Source organism: Euryhalocaulis caribicus, from assembly GCF_000412185.1.
GTDB classification, from domain to species: domain Bacteria; phylum Pseudomonadota; class Alphaproteobacteria; order Caulobacterales; family Maricaulaceae; genus Euryhalocaulis; species Euryhalocaulis caribicus.
The window spans coordinates 139218-155932 of the sequence record NZ_ASJA01000007.1; the positions used below are offsets into that span (position 1 = coordinate 139218).

At 62.1% G+C, this 16715-nt stretch carries 16 protein-coding genes and 1 tRNA gene; 7 read left to right on the plus strand and 10 right to left on the minus strand.

Annotated features, from left to right (window positions below; all coding sequences use genetic code 11):
* Positions 1-32: 32 nt before the first annotated feature.
* The gene (gene hfq, locus L338_RS07805; protein ID WP_022697814.1) at positions 33-290 is read left to right on the plus strand and encodes an RNA chaperone Hfq; all 258 of its coding nucleotides are present in this window, start codon (positions 33-35) and stop codon (positions 288-290) included.
* 9 nt (positions 291-299) lie between these two features.
* Complete coding sequence (gene hflX / locus L338_RS07810; RefSeq protein WP_022697815.1) at positions 300-1607, plus strand: GTPase HflX; 1308 nt, start codon at positions 300-302, stop codon at positions 1605-1607.
* Here the strand turns inward: hflX and mazG are convergent.
* The 7 genes from mazG to L338_RS07845 form a co-directional block, all read right to left on the minus strand.
* Complete coding sequence (gene mazG / locus L338_RS07815) at positions 1604-2407, minus strand: nucleoside triphosphate pyrophosphohydrolase (protein ID WP_022697816.1); 804 nt, start codon at positions 2405-2407, stop codon at positions 1604-1606. The genes hflX and mazG overlap by 4 nt on opposite strands.
* 36 nt (positions 2408-2443) lie before the next feature.
* Positions 2444-3268, minus strand: a complete 825-nt coding sequence (locus L338_RS07820; RefSeq protein ID WP_022697817.1) for an MBL fold metallo-hydrolase — start codon at positions 3266-3268, stop codon at positions 2444-2446.
* Positions 3265-4047, minus strand: coding sequence for a TatD family hydrolase (locus tag L338_RS07825; protein ID WP_022697818.1), 783 nt, complete (start codon positions 4045-4047; stop codon positions 3265-3267). The genes L338_RS07820 and L338_RS07825 overlap by 4 nt, the downstream gene beginning before the upstream one ends.
* Positions 4048-4051: 4 nt before the next feature.
* Positions 4052-5113: a DNA polymerase III subunit delta' gene (locus L338_RS07830; protein WP_022697819.1), complete on the minus strand. Its 1062-nt coding sequence runs from the start codon at positions 5111-5113 to the stop codon at positions 4052-4054.
* Between the two features lie 23 nt (positions 5114-5136).
* Positions 5137-5775 (minus strand): dTMP kinase, encoded by a 639-nt coding sequence (gene tmk, locus L338_RS07835; protein WP_022697820.1) that lies wholly within the window; start codon positions 5773-5775, stop codon positions 5137-5139.
* Entirely contained in the window at positions 5768-6910 is a 1143-nt protein-coding gene (locus tag L338_RS07840) for a D-alanyl-D-alanine carboxypeptidase family protein (RefSeq protein WP_051122738.1), read from the minus strand. The genes tmk and L338_RS07840 overlap by 8 nt, the downstream gene beginning before the upstream one ends.
* Before the next feature lie 91 nt (positions 6911-7001).
* Positions 7002-7850 carry a septal ring lytic transglycosylase RlpA family protein gene (locus L338_RS07845; RefSeq protein WP_022697822.1) on the minus strand — a complete coding sequence of 283 codons (849 nt, stop codon included), beginning with the start codon at positions 7848-7850 and terminating at the stop codon, positions 7002-7004.
* A 151-nt stretch (positions 7851-8001) separates the two neighbouring features.
* Here L338_RS07845 and L338_RS07850 point away from each other — a divergent pair.
* Together L338_RS07850 and L338_RS07855 are read left to right on the plus strand one after the other, a co-directional pair.
* Positions 8002-8091 (plus strand) — tRNA-Ser (locus tag L338_RS07850).
* Positions 8092-8336: 245 nt separating this feature from the next.
* Positions 8337-8627: a putative quinol monooxygenase gene (locus L338_RS07855; RefSeq protein WP_022697823.1), complete on the plus strand. Its 291-nt coding sequence runs from the start codon at positions 8337-8339 to the stop codon at positions 8625-8627.
* Between the two features lie 211 nt (positions 8628-8838).
* Here L338_RS07855 and L338_RS07860 read toward each other — a convergent pair whose 3' ends face one another.
* Positions 8839-10029 (minus strand): alpha/beta hydrolase, encoded by a 1191-nt coding sequence (locus L338_RS07860; RefSeq protein WP_051122732.1) that lies wholly within the window; start codon positions 10027-10029, stop codon positions 8839-8841.
* Positions 10030-10118: 89 nt separating this feature from the next.
* Here L338_RS07860 and mddA point away from each other — a divergent pair, with 89 nt between their 5' ends.
* Both mddA and L338_RS07870 read left to right on the plus strand, forming a co-directional pair.
* Complete coding sequence (mddA, locus tag L338_RS07865) at positions 10119-10865, plus strand: methanethiol S-methyltransferase (RefSeq protein WP_027068383.1); 747 nt, start codon at positions 10119-10121, stop codon at positions 10863-10865.
* A gap of 139 nt (positions 10866-11004) precedes the next feature.
* Complete coding sequence (locus tag L338_RS07870) at positions 11005-13473, plus strand: vitamin K epoxide reductase family protein (protein ID WP_022697826.1); 2469 nt, start codon at positions 11005-11007, stop codon at positions 13471-13473.
* Between the two features lie 11 nt (positions 13474-13484).
* Here L338_RS07870 and L338_RS07875 read toward each other — a convergent pair whose 3' ends face one another.
* The gene (locus tag L338_RS07875; RefSeq protein WP_051122733.1) at positions 13485-14492 is read right to left on the minus strand and encodes a DNA topoisomerase IB; all 1008 of its coding nucleotides are present in this window, start codon (positions 14490-14492) and stop codon (positions 13485-13487) included.
* 100 nt (positions 14493-14592) lie between these two features.
* The gene (ku, locus tag L338_RS07880; protein WP_022697827.1) at positions 14593-15429 is read right to left on the minus strand and encodes a non-homologous end joining protein Ku; all 837 of its coding nucleotides are present in this window, start codon (positions 15427-15429) and stop codon (positions 14593-14595) included.
* 99 nt (positions 15430-15528) lie between these two features.
* Here ku and L338_RS07885 point away from each other — a divergent pair.
* On the plus strand, positions 15529-16715 hold a 1187-nt coding region (locus L338_RS07885; RefSeq protein WP_051122734.1), incomplete at its 3' end, for an MFS transporter.

The window sequence follows — 16715 nt, forward strand, 5'->3', positions numbered from 1 at the left end:
GCTTGCAGGGCGAGGGGATTCAAGCTGAGACGATGACGACCGACAAGAAACAGGGTTTACAGGACGCTTTTTTGAATGCGGTGCGCAAATCGCGCACGCCGTTGACGATATTCCTTGTAAACGGCGTAAAGCTGCAAGGCGTCGTCACATGGTTTGACAATTTCTGCGTTTTGCTTCGCCGCGATGGACAATCCCAACTGGTGTACAAACACGCCATCTCGACCATTATGCCGGCCCAGCCGGTCCAGATGTTCGAAGCGGAAACCGCGCCGGAGAGCGATGAGGGCTGATAGCCTTACATGACCGATCGTATTGGGGATCGCGCGCTTCTGGTTCTCCCGGTTTTTCCTGAGGACATTCCTGCAGAGACACGTTCGCGGCTCGAAGAGACCGCAGGCCTGGCCGAGGCGCTGGAGCTGGATCTCGTTTCCGCGTTCGAGGCGCCATTGCGCAAACCTTCCGCGGCGACCCTTCTGGGCCGCGGAAAAGTGGACGAAATCGGCGACATGGCCGAGGACGAGAATGTCGGCCTGGTCATCGTCGACGCTCATCTCTCGCCGGGTCAGCAACGCACCCTGGAACGGGCCTGGAAGGCCAAGGTCATCGACCGCACCTGTCTGATTCTGGAAATATTCGGTCTGCGGGCCAGAACCCGCGAAGGCTCGCTGCAGGTTGAGCTGGCGCGTCTGGCCTATGAGCGTTCCCGTCTTGTGCGAACCTGGACTCACCTTGAACGCCAGCGGGGCGGGCAGGGCTTTATCGCTGGTCCGGGTGAAACCCAGATCGAGACTGACCGCCGCCTGCTTTCCGAGCGCATCACCAAGCTTCGAAAGGAGCTGGAGGAGGTACGCCGCACGCGTGGCCTTCATCGCGATTCCCGCCGCCGCAGCGCCTATCCCGTTGTCTCGCTGGTTGGCTACACGAATGCCGGAAAATCCACGCTTTTCAATTATCTGACGGGGGAATCTGTGCTGGCGAAAGATATGCCTTTCGCAACGCTGGATACCACGCTCCGGGTGGTGGACCTGCCGCATGGCCGCCGCATCATCCTGTCCGACACGGTGGGTTTCATCACGGACCTGCCGCCTGACCTCGTCGCGGCGTTCCGCGCCACGCTTGAAGAAATCAAGGAGGCGGACCTCCTGATCCATGTCCGCGACATTTCCTCGCCGCACACCGACGAACAGGCCGAGGACGTGATGGAGGTTCTTGAGACGCTGGAAGCCGGGGCGGAGTCCGGGCAGGCCATCATGGAAGCCTGGAACAAGGCCGACCTGCTGGACGAAGAGGATCAGCGTTTCATCAAGGCCCGCGCCGCCGGGGCCGAGATTCCCTCCGTGCCGATCAGTGCGGAAAAGCGCGAGAATATAGATGCTCTGCTTGAGCTGATTGAAGAAATGCTGGCCCGGCAGGCGCATGAGATCGAAATCGTCGCCGGCCCGCATGACTCGGCGGCTCGCGCCTGGCTGTTCCAGCATGGCGAAGTGCTGGATGAAGGGGTAACGGGAGAGGGCGGAATAACGCGGCTGACCGCGCGGCTGGATCCGGCGGCGGCTGGCCAGTTCCGGCAAAAATTCCCGGATCTTGAAATCACGCGTCTGAACTAGGCTTTCTTGGCCTCGTTCCAGAGCGCGTCCATTTCGTCCAGCGTCGCATCATCGGGCGTGCGGCCCTGATCGGCCAGCGCCCGTTCTATATAGTGAAACCGCCGTTCAAACTTGGCGTTGGCCTGCCGGAGCGCATGTTCCGGGTCGACTTTCAGTTTACGCGCCAGATTGCTGTATACAAACAGCAAATCGCCCAGCTCTTCCTCAATTTTGGCGGGGTCTTCCAGCTCTATGACCGCTTCGCTCAGCTCGGCCATTTCCTCGTGGATCTTGTCCATGACCTGCCGCGTTTCGGGCCAGTCAAAGCCCACGCGCGCGGCGCGCTTCTGAAGTTTCACGGCGCGCAACAGGGCGGGAAGGGCGGCCGGCACGTCGTCCAGCAGGCTGTCATCCTTGCCCTTCGCCGCGCGTTCCTCGGCTTTCTGAGCCTCCCAGGCGCGTGTCTGGGCCGCGGAATCGCGCATGGTGTCGTCGCCGAAAACGTGCGGATGACGCCGCACCATCTTGTCGACGATCGCCTCGACCACGTCAGGGAAGGCGAATTCGCCGGCTTCCTCTGCGATGCGGCTATGGAAAACGACCTGAAGCAGAAGATCGCCGAGTTCTTCCTTGAGGTCCGTCAGATCGCCGCGCTGGATGGCGTCGGCGACTTCATAGGCTTCCTCGATCGTGTACGGCGCGATGGTCTCGTAAGTCTGCTCGACGTCCCACGGGCAGCCGGCCTCCGGATCGCGCAGGCGCGCCATGACGGAAAGAAGGGCGGCAATATCGCCATTTCGGGTTTGCCCATCACCAGACATCAGAATGTCGCATAAGATATATTATGAGAAATAATATCAGTCATCGGACACGCTGATATCCTGTCCAACCTCAATGCTGAGGCCGTCATGGGCCGGAATGACGCCCTCCGGCAGTTCATTGCACAGCGTCCGGTAATCCAGATCGATATGCATATTGGTGAGGATGGCGAGTTCCGGCTTTAGCCGCTCGATCCAGTCCAGCGTCCGCTGCAAATGCGCGTGCGTCGGGTGCGGATCGCGGCGCAGCGCATCGACGACCCAGACGCGCACGCCTTCTAACGCCTCCAGGCTTTCGTCCGGCATGTCCACCAGATCGTTGGAATACGCGACATCGCCAAACCGGAACCCCAGCGAGTCCATATTCCCGTGATCCTGACGCAGCGGCGTGGCGCTGATCCCGCCGCCTGCGCCGTTCAACTGCATCGTCTCGGCAGGCGCCGGCATGTCGCGCGCTTCCAGAATCGGCGGATAAGAGCTTCCGGGCGGCGTCTCGAAACAATAGCCGAAGCGCTGCATCAGCGTTTCCGATGTCGCCGCGTCCATATAGACCGGCACGCGGCGCCTCATGCGATACGCGAAGACCCGCAGATCATCGATGCCATGGGTCTGGTCTGCGTGGTCATGGCTGTACAGCACCGCATCCAGATGCCGCACATTGGCCGCCAGCATTTGCGTCCGCAGGTCTGGCGCCGTGTCGACCAGGACCGAGGTCACGCCATCATTGCCCATCCGCTCGACCAGAAATGAACAGCGGGAGCGCCGGTTTCGCGGCTCGTCCGGGTCGCAAACGCCCCAGTCTCCATCGATCCGCGGCACGCCGCCCGACGACCCGCATCCCAGAATGGTCAGTTTCATCGTCATACGGCTTTTGCTTTGTCGAACAGCTTGAAAAACGCCGCGCCGGATTTCTCCACGGCTTCGTCTTTTGTCCAGCCGCGTATGTCCGCCAGCTTTTCGGCGACAAACGGCAGGAAGGAAGGCTCATTGCGCTTTCCGCGGTGCGGAACCGGCGTAAGATAAGGGCAATCGGTTTCGATCAGGATACGCTCGCCCGGCATGACGTCGTGAATGACGTCGCGCACATCCTTGGCCGAATTGAATGTCGCGATTCCGTTGACCGAGAAAAACGCGCCCAGCGCCGAGGCCCGCCGCGCCAGGTCCGGCCCGCCTGTATAGGAGTGCAGCAGCGCCTTGAAGGCCCCCTTCCCCATTTCGGCCTCGAGAATTTCCGCCATTCTTTCGTCCGCGTCCCGGCAATGAATGACCAGCGGCAGGCCGGTTTCCCGGGCCGCCTCGACATGCGCGAGAAAGCTTTTGATCTGAACAGCTTCCGGGCTGTGATTATAGTATTGGTCCAGGCCGGTTTCGCCGATTGCGACCACTTTGGGGTGGTCCGCCCGGCGGATCAGTTCCTCCGCCGTAATGTCCGGCCATTCCTTGGCGTGGTGCGGGTGCACGCCGACGCTGGCCCAGACATTTTCGCGCGGTTCAGCCAGCGCCAGAACGTCATCGAATTCGTCCAGCCGGCAGCAAATGGCGAGAATGCCCTCAATGCCCGCTTCCCGCGCACGCTCGAACACCGCCTCGCGGTCTTCGTCATAGGCGTCGCCGTGAAGGTTTGCATGGCTGTCGATCAACATGGTTTCAGGCGGCCGCCGCGTCTCTGAGTGTGTAGAGCGCGTTCATCACGCTCTGTTTCGGGTCTAGATAGAGTGATTCCTGCTCGCGCCGCTGTTTCGCCAGCTTTTCCCAGGCATTCAGCCACCCCGCCGTCTGACCCGCAGCGGATGCGGATTCAAACAGGATTTCCCCGCTGACGCCCGACGCCGCGCGCGCCCGTTCCTCGGCAAAGCTGCGCGTCAGCCGGTGAAACAGTTTCAGCTGTTCCTCTTTGCTCTTTGCCGCCAGCGTATCGGAAAGTGCATGCGCCTTTTGCGCGTCCAGCCGCGGCAGTCCGGCGAAGATATCAGAGAGCTGGGCATGCAGACGCGTCGCGTCCATCGCGGCGAGCGAAACCGCGCGCCCGGGCGCGCCAGCAGCCATGCGTGCGATCAGGTCCGCATCCTTGTCCGGTATATCGACCTGGCCGCGCGCCGCCTCGATAGCCCCGTCATCGGGCAGCGCCCGCAGCTCCAGCCGGCGGCAGCGCGACCGGATCGTGGGCAGTAACCGCCCCGGCGCGTGCGAGACCAGCAACAGCAGCCCCCGGTTCGGCGGCTCCTCCAGCGTTTTTAGAAGCGCATTGGACGCGGCGGGGTTCTGTAACTCATCGGCGCTGTCGACAATCACCACGCGCCAGCCCCCTTCCCCGCTCGATTGCGAGAAAAATCGCGGCGCCCGGCGGGCTTCCTCCACCGTGATCACCGTCTTGGCTTTCTTGCCCGAGGAATCCAGCGGCCGGCGAAGCGGCAGCAATCCGCTATGGGACTGCGCCTCAATGCGATGACTGACGGGATCGTCCGGCGAAACGCCCAGAACGCCATACGAATTGTCCGGCGCGCCGCCAAGGACGCGCCGCGCAAAGCGATAGGCCAACGTGGCCTTGCCCACGCCGCGCGGTCCCGAAATCAGCCAAGCGTGATGCATACGTCCCGATTGCAGCGCGGTCAGGATTTCCTGCTCCGCCTTCTCATGGCCGCTCAGCCTATAGGTCTCCCGCGGATGGCGGCATCCGGGCGCGCGGTCGGGTTCCAGCGTGTCATCCATGATGCTTTGAAGCTTGCCCCGCCCTAGCCGATCGTCAAGCGGCTATCCGCCGTTCGCCGGATGGTCTGCTGTACAGCGTCCAGGGGTTGCCCCGCATCAATTAGCGCGCAGCGATCCGGCTCCTCTCTGGCGATCGCCAGAAAAGCCTCGCGGACGGCCTGATGGAAGCTCGCGTCCCGCGCGTCAAAGCGCGTCTTGCCGTCTGCGCGGGCGTCGACGCGCGCTGCGCCTGCGGCTACGTCCAGATCCAGGATAAAGGTCAGATCCGGCTGAAAATCGCCCAGCGCGATCTTCTGCAAATCCGTCATCGCATCCCGCCCCAGATTCCCTGCGCCGCCCTGATAGGCGCGCGTGGAATCGGAAAACCGGTCGCAAACCACCCATTTTCCGGCCCGCAAGGCCGGCTCGATGACGCGGCTCACATGATCGGTGCGCGCGGCAGTCATCAAAAGCGCCTCGGCCATGGGCGGCCAGCGATCGGCGTCCCCGGTCAGCAGAAGTTCGCGGATTATCTCCGCGCCGCGCGTTCCGCCCGGTTCGCGCGTGCGGACAACTTCCAGTCCCTTGCCTTCCAGCCACTCGGCCAGAAGCTGGATCTGCGTCGTCTTCCCGGCGCCCTCGCCGCCCTCAACTGTGATGAATCGTCCGCGCGCCTTATTCATCGCCACGGATGAGAGACACCAGACCGGTCATGGCGCGCCCGAACAGGCCCTTCTGCTCGACGGCGTGAACCGCGACCAGAGGATAGGATCTGGGCGCGGCGTCCGGCGCTTCGATAACCAGACGCGCCACCTCGTCGCCTTCCGCAACCGGCGCGCGGATCGCGCCGTCATAGGTGATATAGGCTTTCATCTGGTCGCGCGCGCGGCGGTGCATCCCCATCGCCACCGGTTCTGCGGTTTTCAAGGTCACGCTGTCGGCCTGCCCCATGAAAACTTCGCCCTGCCCCACTTCCTCGCCGGCCTCGTACAGGTCGAAGATTTTGAAGTCGACAAAGGCCGCCCGCATCATCCGTTCGGCTTCCTGCGCCCGGGCCGATTCCGAATCCAGTCCGTTGAAGACGATTACCCGGCGCTCGCCGTCGCGCACGGCCGACCCGACCAGCCCATAGCCGGACGCCTGCGTATGGCCCGTTTTCAGGCCATCGGCTCCGTCGAAGGAGCTCAAGAGCGGATTGCGGTTGAACTGGCGCACGTCGTTATAGGTGAACTCCCGGTCCGCATAGATCTTGTAGAGGTCCGGATAGGTCGTGATCTGGTGATTGGCCAGCTTGGCCAGATCCAGCGCGCTGATCTCGTGTTCGGGGTCCGGCCAGCCGGTCGCGTTGCGGAACGTGGCGCTGTCCAGCCCCAGCTCGTGCGCGCGCTTGGTCATCACATCGGCAAACGCCTCTTCCGACCCTTCCAGCCCTTCGGCCAGCGCAATGCTCGCATCATTGCCCGACTGGATGATGACGCCGTGCACCAGGTCGATCACCGAGGCCTGCGAATTGGGCGCGAGGAACATGGTGGAGGACCCGGAGGCCGCGCCGCCCTTGCGCCATGCATTCTCTGTGATCGTGAATTGTTCGTCAGGCGCCAAATCGCCGGAGGCCAGACGCTCGAACACAAGCTCGATCGTCATGATCTTGCTCATGGAGGCCGGGGCCATGGGCTCGTTGCAATTCTTGCAGAAAAGAACCGTCCCCGTTTCGGAATCCAGAATGGCGGCGTAATCGGCCGGCGTCTCGAATTCCTGCGCGGCGGCGGGGGATACGGCGGTCAGGCTGGCCAGCAAGGCTGTCAGTAGAACTCGCAAGACGCTCTCCTTGAAATCGCGGCGGTCATGGCGCCCGGCGTGAATCAATCATGCCGGGATTGCGCAAGGAAAGCCGCGATGGAGGAAAAGTTCAATTGCGCCTTACAATGCGGGCGTCGGAAAATCCCGCCCGCGCCACGGCCCAGCGCGCCTCTTCCGCCTCGTCGGAGCCTATGAACGGCCCGACCAGGACACGGTGCAGCTTCCGTCCGGCAATGTTCACAGACTCTATATTGGCCGGTCCGACCTGGGCCAGTGACCGCCGCGCCTTTTCAGCCCGCCGGGTTTCGGCGAACGCCGCGGCCTGCACGAAGAAGGAGGACGGGTTCAGATTGACGCTGCGTTGCGTGGCGTCCGCTTGCGTTCCGACCACGCCGGAACGGTTTTCCAGAGCCGCGGTGTAAAGCCACGGCTTGCCCAGCTCATGAGATTTCGGCCCCAGATACTCGACCCGGACGCGGGCTGTCCCCTGATTGATAAAGCCCAGCTCCTCCGCGGATCGCTTGGAAAGGTCCAGTATCCGGTCGCGCGCAAAGGGTCCGCGATCGTTCACGCGCACCACGGCCTGACGCCCGTTATCCAGATTGGTGACCTTCACATAGCTGGGCAGCGGCAGCGTCGGATGCGCCGCGCTCAGCGAATTCTGGTCAAAAATCTCGCCATTGGCGGTCGGGCGGCCATGGAAGTTCGGGCCGTACCAGGACGCCGTTCCGATCTGGTTGTAATTGTCCTGCCGCGCAGGAACATACCAGCGCCCCTCGATTTTGTAGGGGCGGCCGACTTTCTGGGAATTGATGACTTGCGGCTTGGAGGACAGCTTCCCGCCCGCCGTGTAGGCGTCCGACGGGGTGGTGTCAACGCGCGCGACGGTCTTTTCGGGACCGGAAGAACACGCAGCAACCAACAGCGCCACAGCGGCGAGACCGTGCAGAAGCTTCAAGGCGGAGCCCTTCCTCATTCGCCAGTAAATCTATCACACCGGCATTAAAGGCACAGCGTAAAGTCTCTCTTAACCGCAACAGGCCGCCGCAGATGATTTTCAGTCCGGCAAATTGCGCCCCCGCCGCGAAGTCTCTATTCCCTCTCCCGCCGGAGGAGTGGCTGAGTGGTCAAAAGCGGCGGTCTTGAAAACCGTTGGGCGTTTGCGCGTCCCGGGGGTTCGAATCCCTCCTCCTCCGCCACACCCCAAGAGCGCGAAGAGGGTCTTGGCTTCGCGGAGTTGCGAGCCGGCAATTGTTTTGCGGCCATGCCCGATTGAAGCGTGCTGGTGTTTCAAAGAGGTTTCCGCGTCCGAGTTGAAGTGGACTGCTCGCTTAGGCAAAGTGCAGTAATGATGGTGGATCGACGGAGCTTCATTTTCGCCCTGGCCGGGGCGGTTGGAGCAGCGGCATGCACGCCACTCGCACACGGAGAGGGGCAGTCGAAAATGTACGGTCTGACCGGGAAAATGAAGGCGGTGCCAGGCAAGCGTGGCGAACTATCCACGATTCTCCTGGAAGGCCTTCGGGAAATGCCTGGCAACCTCTCATACGTCGTTGCGCTTGATCCAAATGAACCGGACACGATCTGGATCACAGAGGTTTGGACCGATGCTGCGGCGCATAAGGCGTCGCTGTCCACGCCATCCGTGCAAAAGGCAATTACGAAAGGCCGCCCTCTCATCGCAGGCATGGAAAGAGTAGCGGAAACAGAGCCGTTAGATGGGCACGGACTGTAGCCACGGTTCAAACTGCTCGCCGTAGCTTTGGCGGTCATCAGGGGATGATCAATCGTGGCTTGTCATAATCATAAAACGCCGTGTGGCCGGTCGCGCCAGCAAGCGCTCCAGCATGTTCTGGCGCCCGTTAGTCCTGGCGCGATAACGATGGAATAATTCGCACTTTTATCGTGCCTAGCGGCCATTTCGCTCGGTCCTCAACGGCGGTGCTTTATCCAGTGCAATCTTCCGCGCCATGCCGCAGGGCAAATTCTCTTGTCGCTTCAATGATGGCGCCCTGATTTCCCGCGTAAATCAAGTGATCCGCGCCCGACAGTTCCCGGAGCATGGCGCTCGGAATCCGTCTGGCCATCAGCCGGGCCTCTTCAACATGGACATGCTCATCTTTCTTGCGATGCAGAACCAGCGTTGGGGCCTTGATCGCGGGCAGCTGAGCGATCACGTCAACACCAGTGTTCATTCGGGCCAGAGCCAGGGCGTCGGCGGGGCTGGCGCTGCGGCGCTGATAGGCTGCCCACCAGTTTCGGAATGCTGTGTCTCCTGCCAGGCTCGGGGCGATTTCATTAATTGCAATCGGGCCGCCCCACCCGCGTTCGATTTCATCGTAAAATTTCTGCCGCTCTTTTGCTGTGGGCGCCCATGGGTAGGTGGCTGACCGGACGCGGCGCGCAAAGGCGCCATACAGAACAAGCGCCGAAACACGCTCAGGATATTGAGCGGCGAAACTGATTGCCAATCCGCCGGCTTCGGACATGCCAAAAACCACCGCCCGTCGGGATCCGGCGTCATCCAGCACCGCTCGCACATCGTCCATGCGTTGCTCGATGGTTGGCAGGCCATACGCCCGATCGGACAGACCCGTGCCGCGCTTGTCGAAAAGGATCAGCCGGGAAAAGCTCGCCAGACCGCGTAGGAATTGGGCGACAAGCGGCGACTCCCAGCCATACTCGAGATGGCTCACCCAGCCCGGCGCGTAAATCAGGTCGATCGGCCCCTCGCCTACGACCTGATAGGCAATATGGATGTCACCGCTCATAGCGTAATGCACCTCAGGGCGCGGGGCCGCCTGCTCTGGCATTTTCGCTTCCACTGGCAGATCAAATCGGTAACCGCGCCGGGGGATGTTTACGATCGCATCCTGTCCCGTCTGGCCAAGCGCAGACCGGGCGGAACGCGCCAGTTGCGCCAGAGAATCTTCCGAGGCGATGGTGTCCGGCCACAGGGTTTCCAGCAATTCTTCCTTGCTGAACAATCTTCCGCGTCCATGCAGCAGCAATAGAAGAAATTCATAGGCCTTGGGACGCAACGGAATGTGCCGACCTTGGTATGATAGCTGCGCGCTTCGGCCATCCAGCGTGAATCCGTCGAAACTATATGTCCCCTGCCATGCGGATCGGGCCATTTTTCAGTGTTCTTTCAGGACTCCTGTCCGGCCGCTCTCTAGCCTCGGTATAGAAACGCGAACATATCATACTGAGCATAGGGAAAAACCTGATGCGATTACTGGCGCTTATCTATGGATTGCTGTGCTACGCAATTTTTCTGGGGACGTTCCTCTATGCGATCGGATTTGTCGGCAATCTTTATGTGCCGCGAAGCATAGATATCGGGCCAGACGCCGGTTGGCAGGCGGCCCTGGCGATCAATCTCGTCCTTCTGGGCGTATTCGCCGTCCAGCACAGCCTGATGGCGCGGCCATTTTTCAAACGCTGGTGGACGCGCATCGTACCCGGCGCGATCGAACGCTCCACTTTCGTCTTGTTTGCCAACTTTGCGCTGATCCTTTTGTTCTGGCAGTGGCGGCCCATGCTCTCGACCGTCTGGGCAATCGATCATCCGGCAGGCATTCTCGCCATGCAGCTTCTGTTCTGGGCGGGATGGTTGCTGGTCCTGGTCTCGACTTTCCTGATTAGCCATGCCGAGCTCTTCGGCCTGCGCCAGGTCTGGCTGAATTTCCGCGCGCGGCCCTTTCCCGACCCCGTTTTCAAGACGCCGTTTCTCTATGGCCTTGTCCGGCACCCGATCTATCTCGGGTTCATAATCGCATTCTGGGCGACCCCGGTGATGACTTTCGGCCATCTCCTGTTTGCCGGCGCCACGACGTTATACACGCTCATCGCAATCCAGCTCGAGGAACGGGACCTTATCCGGATGTTCGGCGACTCCTACCGGAACTACAGAAAACGGGTTTCGATGCTGGCGCCTGTTCCGCGGCGGGCCAGGGACAAACAGCCCTGAGTGGTTATCCCGAGACCGTATTGAATATTGAATTGTTCCAGTTTCTGCCTGGCGCGCCGTATGAACCGGCCGCAGGCTGTCCGGAACACAGTCCGCCATATCCCGTTGCATTCAGGACTTGATGTAACGGCTTGAGGCTATGTCGGAACAGGACAGAAAGCCGGTCGTGCTGATTACGGGCGCGGCCGGCGATATCGGATCGGCGGTCGGCGAGGCGCTTGAAGACGACTATCGGGTCGTCGGGCTGGATCTGGTCTGCGGTCAGGCCCGTGGCCGCTGCATCGAATCCGATATCGGCGATTTTGAATCCGTCCGGGCGGCGCTTGAAAAGATCCGCAAAGAATTTGGCGGGAAGATTGCTGCTTTCATCCACCTCGCTGCCTATTTCGACTTCACCGGCGAAGACAACCCGCTTTACGACAAGGTGAATGTCCAGGGCTCGCGGAATCTCATGCGCGCCCTTCAGGATTTCGAGGTCGAACGCGTTCTCTATTCCGGCACGATGCTGGTCCACGCCGCGACCGATCCGGGTAAGCGCATCGACGAAGAGACGCCTCTGGACCCGCAATGGACCTACCCGGTTTCCAAGGCCGAAACGGAAGACGCGATCCGGGAGACGCGCGGCGATATCCCCGTCACCTTTTTCCACTTGGCCGGCCTCTATGATGAGAAGACCGCCGTGCCGACGCTCTCTCACCAGATTGCCCGCATTTATGAGAGGGACCTGAAAAGTCATGTCTTTTCAGGCGACCGGTCCGCCGGGCAGTCTTTCATACACAAGGATGACTTGATTGACTTGTTCCGCCGCGGCGTGGATCGGCGTGGCGACATGCCGGAGGAATGCATCATCCTGGCGGGAGAGCCGGAAGGCGTGGCCTATCAAGCGTTACAGGACGAGATTGGCTGCCTGATCCACGGCCAGGATGAGTGGGAAACGCTGTCCATTCCTCAAACCGCCGCGAAGGCGGGCGCATGGGCGCAGGAAAAATCCGAACCGGTCATTCCGGACGCCATCGACCAGGGCGAGAAACCATTCATCCGGCCTTTCATGATCGACATGGCCGATGACCATTATGCGCTGGATATATCCAAGGCCGAGAGACTTCTGGGGTGGCGGCCGCAGCACGATATCCGTGATGAATTGCCCGCCATGATTGACGCACTGAAGGCGGATCCGGCGGGGTGGTACAAGGCGAACGGCATCCAGACCCCGGACTGGCTGGACGCGATGGACGAACAGGCCGAGGACGCCGAGGCGCCGCGCCGCCGCTATCACGAACGGCGTAAAGCGGAACATGAGCGATTCCGCTGGGCCCACCTGCTTAATGCCGCGCTAGGCGCATGGCTCATCACCTCGCCGCCAACGCTTGGCTATGAATCGGCGGCGCTGGCGTGGAGCGACGCGGCGGCGGGCGCGGTCGTGATGATCTTTTCCCTGCTCGCGACCTCGCAAAGGTTCGAGATCGCGCGCTGGGTTACGGCCGCGGCGGGCTTCTGGCTGCTCTGGGCGCCGCTGATTTTCTGGGCGCCGACGGCTCAGGCCTATCTGAACGAGACGCTTGTAGGCGCATTGATTATAGGGCTTTCGATCTGCACGCGCCCTGTGCCCGGTGTCTCGCCCGCAGCGGCGGAGACAGGCCCGGATATACCGCCTGGATGGGAGTTCTGTCCGTCCACATGGATGCAGCGCCTGCCGATTATCCTTCTGGCGCTGGTCGGCCTGATGATTTCACGCCATCTGACCGCCTATCAGCTTGGCCATATCGAAGAAATCTGGGAGCCGTTCTTCGCCGGCGCCGCCGCTGATCCCAAAAACGGATCGGAAGAAATCACGACATCGTCCGTGTCGGAAGCCTGGCCGGTTCCCGATGCGGGCGTGGGCGCGCTTGTGTATATGCTGGAAATCATCACCGGCATCATGGGAACGAACCGCCGGTGGCGAACCATGCCGTGGCTGGTCATGGCGTTCGGTTTCATGATCGTGCCTCTGGGCGTTGTCTCCATCACCTTCATCATCATCCAGCCCATCGTCATTGGAACATGGTGCACGCTCTGCCTGATCGGGGCGGCGGCGATGCTGATCCAGATCCCCTATTCGCTCGATGAATTGATCGCCACCACGCAATTCCTTGTCCGCCGGGTTCGCAAGGGCCGCCCGCTGCTGCGCATCTTTTTCGTCGGCGATACGGATGACGGCGATGCACAGGAAACAGACAATTTCGACCGAGGCCCTGTTACGCTGATGAAGGACATGTGGTCTGGCGGCGTCGGTCTGCCCTGGAATCTGGTTCTTTCGCTTCTGATCGGGCTGTGGCTGATGTTCACCCGTCTGACGCTTGGCGCGGAAGGAATGATGGCCAACGCTGATCACCTGATTGGTTCTCTGGTGATTACGGCCAGTATTATTGCGTTGGCCGAGTCCGCCCGTCCCGTCCGCTTTATGAACGCTGGTCTGGGCGTGGCGCTCATTCTGACGCCTTTGATTCTAGGCGTTCCGTCCGTTCAGACAATCGCGGGCATTGTCGCAGGACTGGTTCTGATCGCGCTTAGCTTCCGCCGCGGGGCCGTGACACGGACCTATGGAGGTCTGGATCGCTTCCTGGTTTGACCGGATTAAGATCAGCAATCGTCCAGTAAGCGCATCAGGGCGGTTTCCGGCCTTGTCAGCCCCTCACGCACCGGGCCGGTGAACAGGTCCTTGCGGGTAGGCAGTCCGTCCTGACAGGCGGTTTGCACCAGCGGATGCACATAATTGGACCGGCAGACGGCGGGCGTATTGGCCAGGAATTCCGCGGCCGTCTTGATTGCGCCGCGCAGCGCCTTGTCGGTGGGCGGCGCTTCCTCCCGCATGGCGTCCAGGACCAGCGCGCTGGCGCGGAAGGTGCGGAAATCCTTGGCGCTGACAGCGTCTCCGGCCTCGCGGTGCAGATAGTCGTTCACGTCTTCGGCGTTCAGGCAGGACTCGCCGTCTTTCGCCCAGCAGAACAGGTTCGCCCCCCGCGCTTCCCGCAGACGGCTAAGGGCGGACGCCAGCGGCGGATCGTCCAGCGTGCGCTGGATGCGCTTGCTGCTCTTGCCATAGAAGGAAAGCCTGACGGCGCCGTCTGAAATGCGAACGTGCCGGCGCTGGAGCGTCATCGCGCCCCGACCTCCGGTGTCGCGGCAATATTCCTCATAGCCGACGCGCAGGGCCGCACGGTCCAGAAGCGCGATGGCGCAAGCCATGGCAAAGTCGCGGTCCACGGTTCGCCGCCGAAGTTGCGCCTCGACGCTCTCCCGCAATCCGCCCAGCGCGCGGCCCAGCATTTTCAGCCGCATGGCCTTCTCAAGGTCGGCGCTCTGGCTCCACAAATCGTGATAGACATATTGCAGCCGTCCCTTCGCGTCCCGCCCTACCGCCTGGATATGGCTCAGCGGATCGCGCGCCAGCTTTACCTCGGTCCAGGCCGGGGGCACGCGCAGATCTTTCAGACGCGACTTGACCGCGTCGCTCTCGACCGGGGTGCCGGCGGCATCCAGATATTGATAGCCGCGTCCGCGCCGGCGGCGGTTGAGCGGCAGATCGTCAGGCATCGTGTATCGCAGGCCGAAGCGCCGGGCGCGATCCTCGGCGGAAATGGCGGGCATCTGTCTTGTCAGACCTCAGGCAATAACCGGCGGGCCGATATAAAATCCGGTCAGGCCCTGCGGGTTCCGGCTGACTGCTGCAACGCGTGGTTTTCGCGCCCTACCCGGTTTTCCGTTTGGATGATTTCCCGCTGCCGCTCTTTGAGGACTTGCCCTTGGAAACGCTTTTCTTCAGCGCCTCCTTCAGGTCCACCACCTTGCCGTCGTCCTTGGACGCCTTCTTGCCGCCGGACGTCGAGACAGCGCCGGATTTACGCTTTTCCTCGATCAGATCGCGCAACGCCTCGGTATAGCCGGACTGGAAATTTTCGGCCTTGAAGGGTTTGGCCTTGCGGCTGATCAGCTCCTCCGCCAGTTCCTTCATTTCCTTGTCGACCTTGATGTCGGGCACGGCCTCGAAAATCTTGTCGCTCTCGCGCACCTCGTCGGCATAGCGCAGCGTCTCCAGCAGCAGACCCTCGCCGCACGGCCTGATCGCCACGACATAGTCGCGGCCGCGCGAGGCCATCTGCCCCAGACCCACTTTCTGTGTGTCGCGCAGCGCTTCCCGGATCACCGCAAAGCCCTCCGCCGCCACTTCTTCATCCGCGGGGATCACGTAGTAAGGCTTCTCGAAATAGCGGGGATCGATCTCGCAATGATCGACGAACTGGACCAGGTCGATCGTCTCGCGGCTCTCCAGCTTGATCTCGTCCAGCTCTTCCGGCTCCAGAACGACATACTCGTCCTTGCCGATTTTGTAGCCCTTGACGATCTCGTCGGTATCGACAGGTCCGATTCCGGGCACGACTTTCTCGTACCGGATGCGCTTGCCGGAGGGTTTGTGGATCTGGTTCAGGCGTATCTCGTCCGCATGGGCGACGGCCGAAAACAGCTCGACCTTGATCGAGACAAGCGAAAGCCGAAGATGTCCTTTCCAGTATGCGCGCGCAGCCATGCAGCGCTAACGCCGGACCGCGCGGCCCGGTTCCGCGCCTCGCCCTGACAGCTCTCCCTTGTGCTTTGAACGCCCCCCGGCCAACATGCGCGCCAGCACATGGGGAATACCTATATACAACCCTGGCGGTTGCTGACGCGGCGCCGTTTCGCGCCGCTGTTCGCCGCGCAATTCCTCGGCGCGTTCAATGACAATCTGTTCAAGCAGGCGCTGATCATCACCCTGGCTTTCCGCGCCAACGCCAGCGCCTCGACGGACGCCGCGGCGGCCGCGGCCAGCGGCCTCTATATCCTGCCCTTCTTCTTCCTTTCCGCCTTTTCCGGCGATCTTTGCGACCGGCTGGACAAGGCCACCCTCTTCACACGGCTGAAGCTGCTGGAAATCGCGCTGATGACCGGCGCGCTGGCCGGTTTCCTTCTCGGCTCCATCCCGATCCTGCTGGCAACCCTGTTCCTGATGGGCGCGCAATCCTCCTTCTTCGCGCCCCTGAAATTCGGCCTGATAACAGAGCGTCTCGACCGCACCGACATCACTGCCGGGACCGCCATGCTGGGCGGCTCCACCTATGTCGCCATCCTCTCCGGCGTCACGGCGGGCGGATCGCTGGCCGCGCTCGACAGGGGCGGCGTTCTGGCCGCCGGCGCCGGCATCGCCGCCGCCCTGACGGGCTGGCTTTCGGCGCGTCTGATCGACCGTCAGAAACCGGCGGATCCGGCGCGCAAGCCGGACCTGATACTGCCGCGTGGCGTCTGGCGCCTGATCTCCGAAATCCTGCGCGAACCGCGCCTGCGCCGGCTTTCCATCGGAATCATGTGGTTCTGGTCGTTCGGCACGCTGATGCTGATTCTCATGCCGTTCTTCGTGCGCGACGCGCTGGGCGGGGACGAAATCAGCGCCACCTGGCTGGCGGTTCTTTTCGCCATCGGCATCGCCGCCGGGGCGCTGTTCGCCAATGTCGTCAATCGCGGGGAACCGATTTTGCGCGCCACCTTCTTTGGCGCGGCGGGGGTGATTGCCCTGCCCGTGGTCACCGCGCTGCTCGCCGTCGGCCCGCCGCTTTACGGTCAGATATTCACAACGCCCGGCGGCCTCAGCGTCGTCGCGGCCCTGATCGGGCTGGCGGTGACTGGCGGCCTGTTCGTCGTGCCGCTCCAGACCCGGCTGCAGCTTGAAGCGCCGGACGACCGGCGCGGCCGCGTGTTCGGCGCCCTGAACGCGCTGAACGCCATCGGCGCGGCGTTCGCCTCGCTCATCGCGATGGTCGTGCTTGCCAGCGGCATTCCCGC

Excerpts from the sequence above, each read along its gene's own strand:
- hfq (WP_022697814.1), top strand. The coding sequence starts at position 33 with ATGACGACCGACAAGAAACAGGGTTTACAGGACGCTTTTTTGAATGCG.
- hflX (WP_022697815.1), top strand. The coding sequence starts at position 300 with ATGACCGATCGTATTGGGGATCGCGCGCTTCTGGTTCTCCCGGTTTTT.
- mazG (WP_022697816.1), bottom strand. The coding sequence starts at position 2,407 with ATGTCTGGTGATGGGCAAACCCGAAATGGCGATATTGCCGCCCTTCTT.
- L338_RS07820 (WP_022697817.1), bottom strand. The coding sequence starts at position 3,268 with ATGACGATGAAACTGACCATTCTGGGATGCGGGTCGTCGGGCGGCGTG.
- L338_RS07825 (WP_022697818.1), bottom strand. The coding sequence starts at position 4,047 with ATGTTGATCGACAGCCATGCAAACCTTCACGGCGACGCCTATGACGAA.
- L338_RS07830 (WP_022697819.1), bottom strand. The coding sequence starts at position 5,113 with ATGGATGACACGCTGGAACCCGACCGCGCGCCCGGATGCCGCCATCCG.
- tmk (WP_022697820.1), bottom strand. The coding sequence starts at position 5,775 with ATGAATAAGGCGCGCGGACGATTCATCACAGTTGAGGGCGGCGAGGGC.
- L338_RS07855 (WP_022697823.1), top strand. The coding sequence starts at position 8,337 with ATGTACGGTCTGACCGGGAAAATGAAGGCGGTGCCAGGCAAGCGTGGC.
- L338_RS07860 (WP_051122732.1), bottom strand. The coding sequence starts at position 10,029 with ATGGCCCGATCCGCATGGCAGGGGACATATAGTTTCGACGGATTCACG.
- L338_RS07870 (WP_022697826.1), top strand. The coding sequence starts at position 11,005 with ATGTCGGAACAGGACAGAAAGCCGGTCGTGCTGATTACGGGCGCGGCC.
- L338_RS07875 (WP_051122733.1), bottom strand. The coding sequence starts at position 14,492 with ATGCCCGCCATTTCCGCCGAGGATCGCGCCCGGCGCTTCGGCCTGCGA.
- ku (WP_022697827.1), bottom strand. The coding sequence starts at position 15,429 with ATGGCTGCGCGCGCATACTGGAAAGGACATCTTCGGCTTTCGCTTGTC.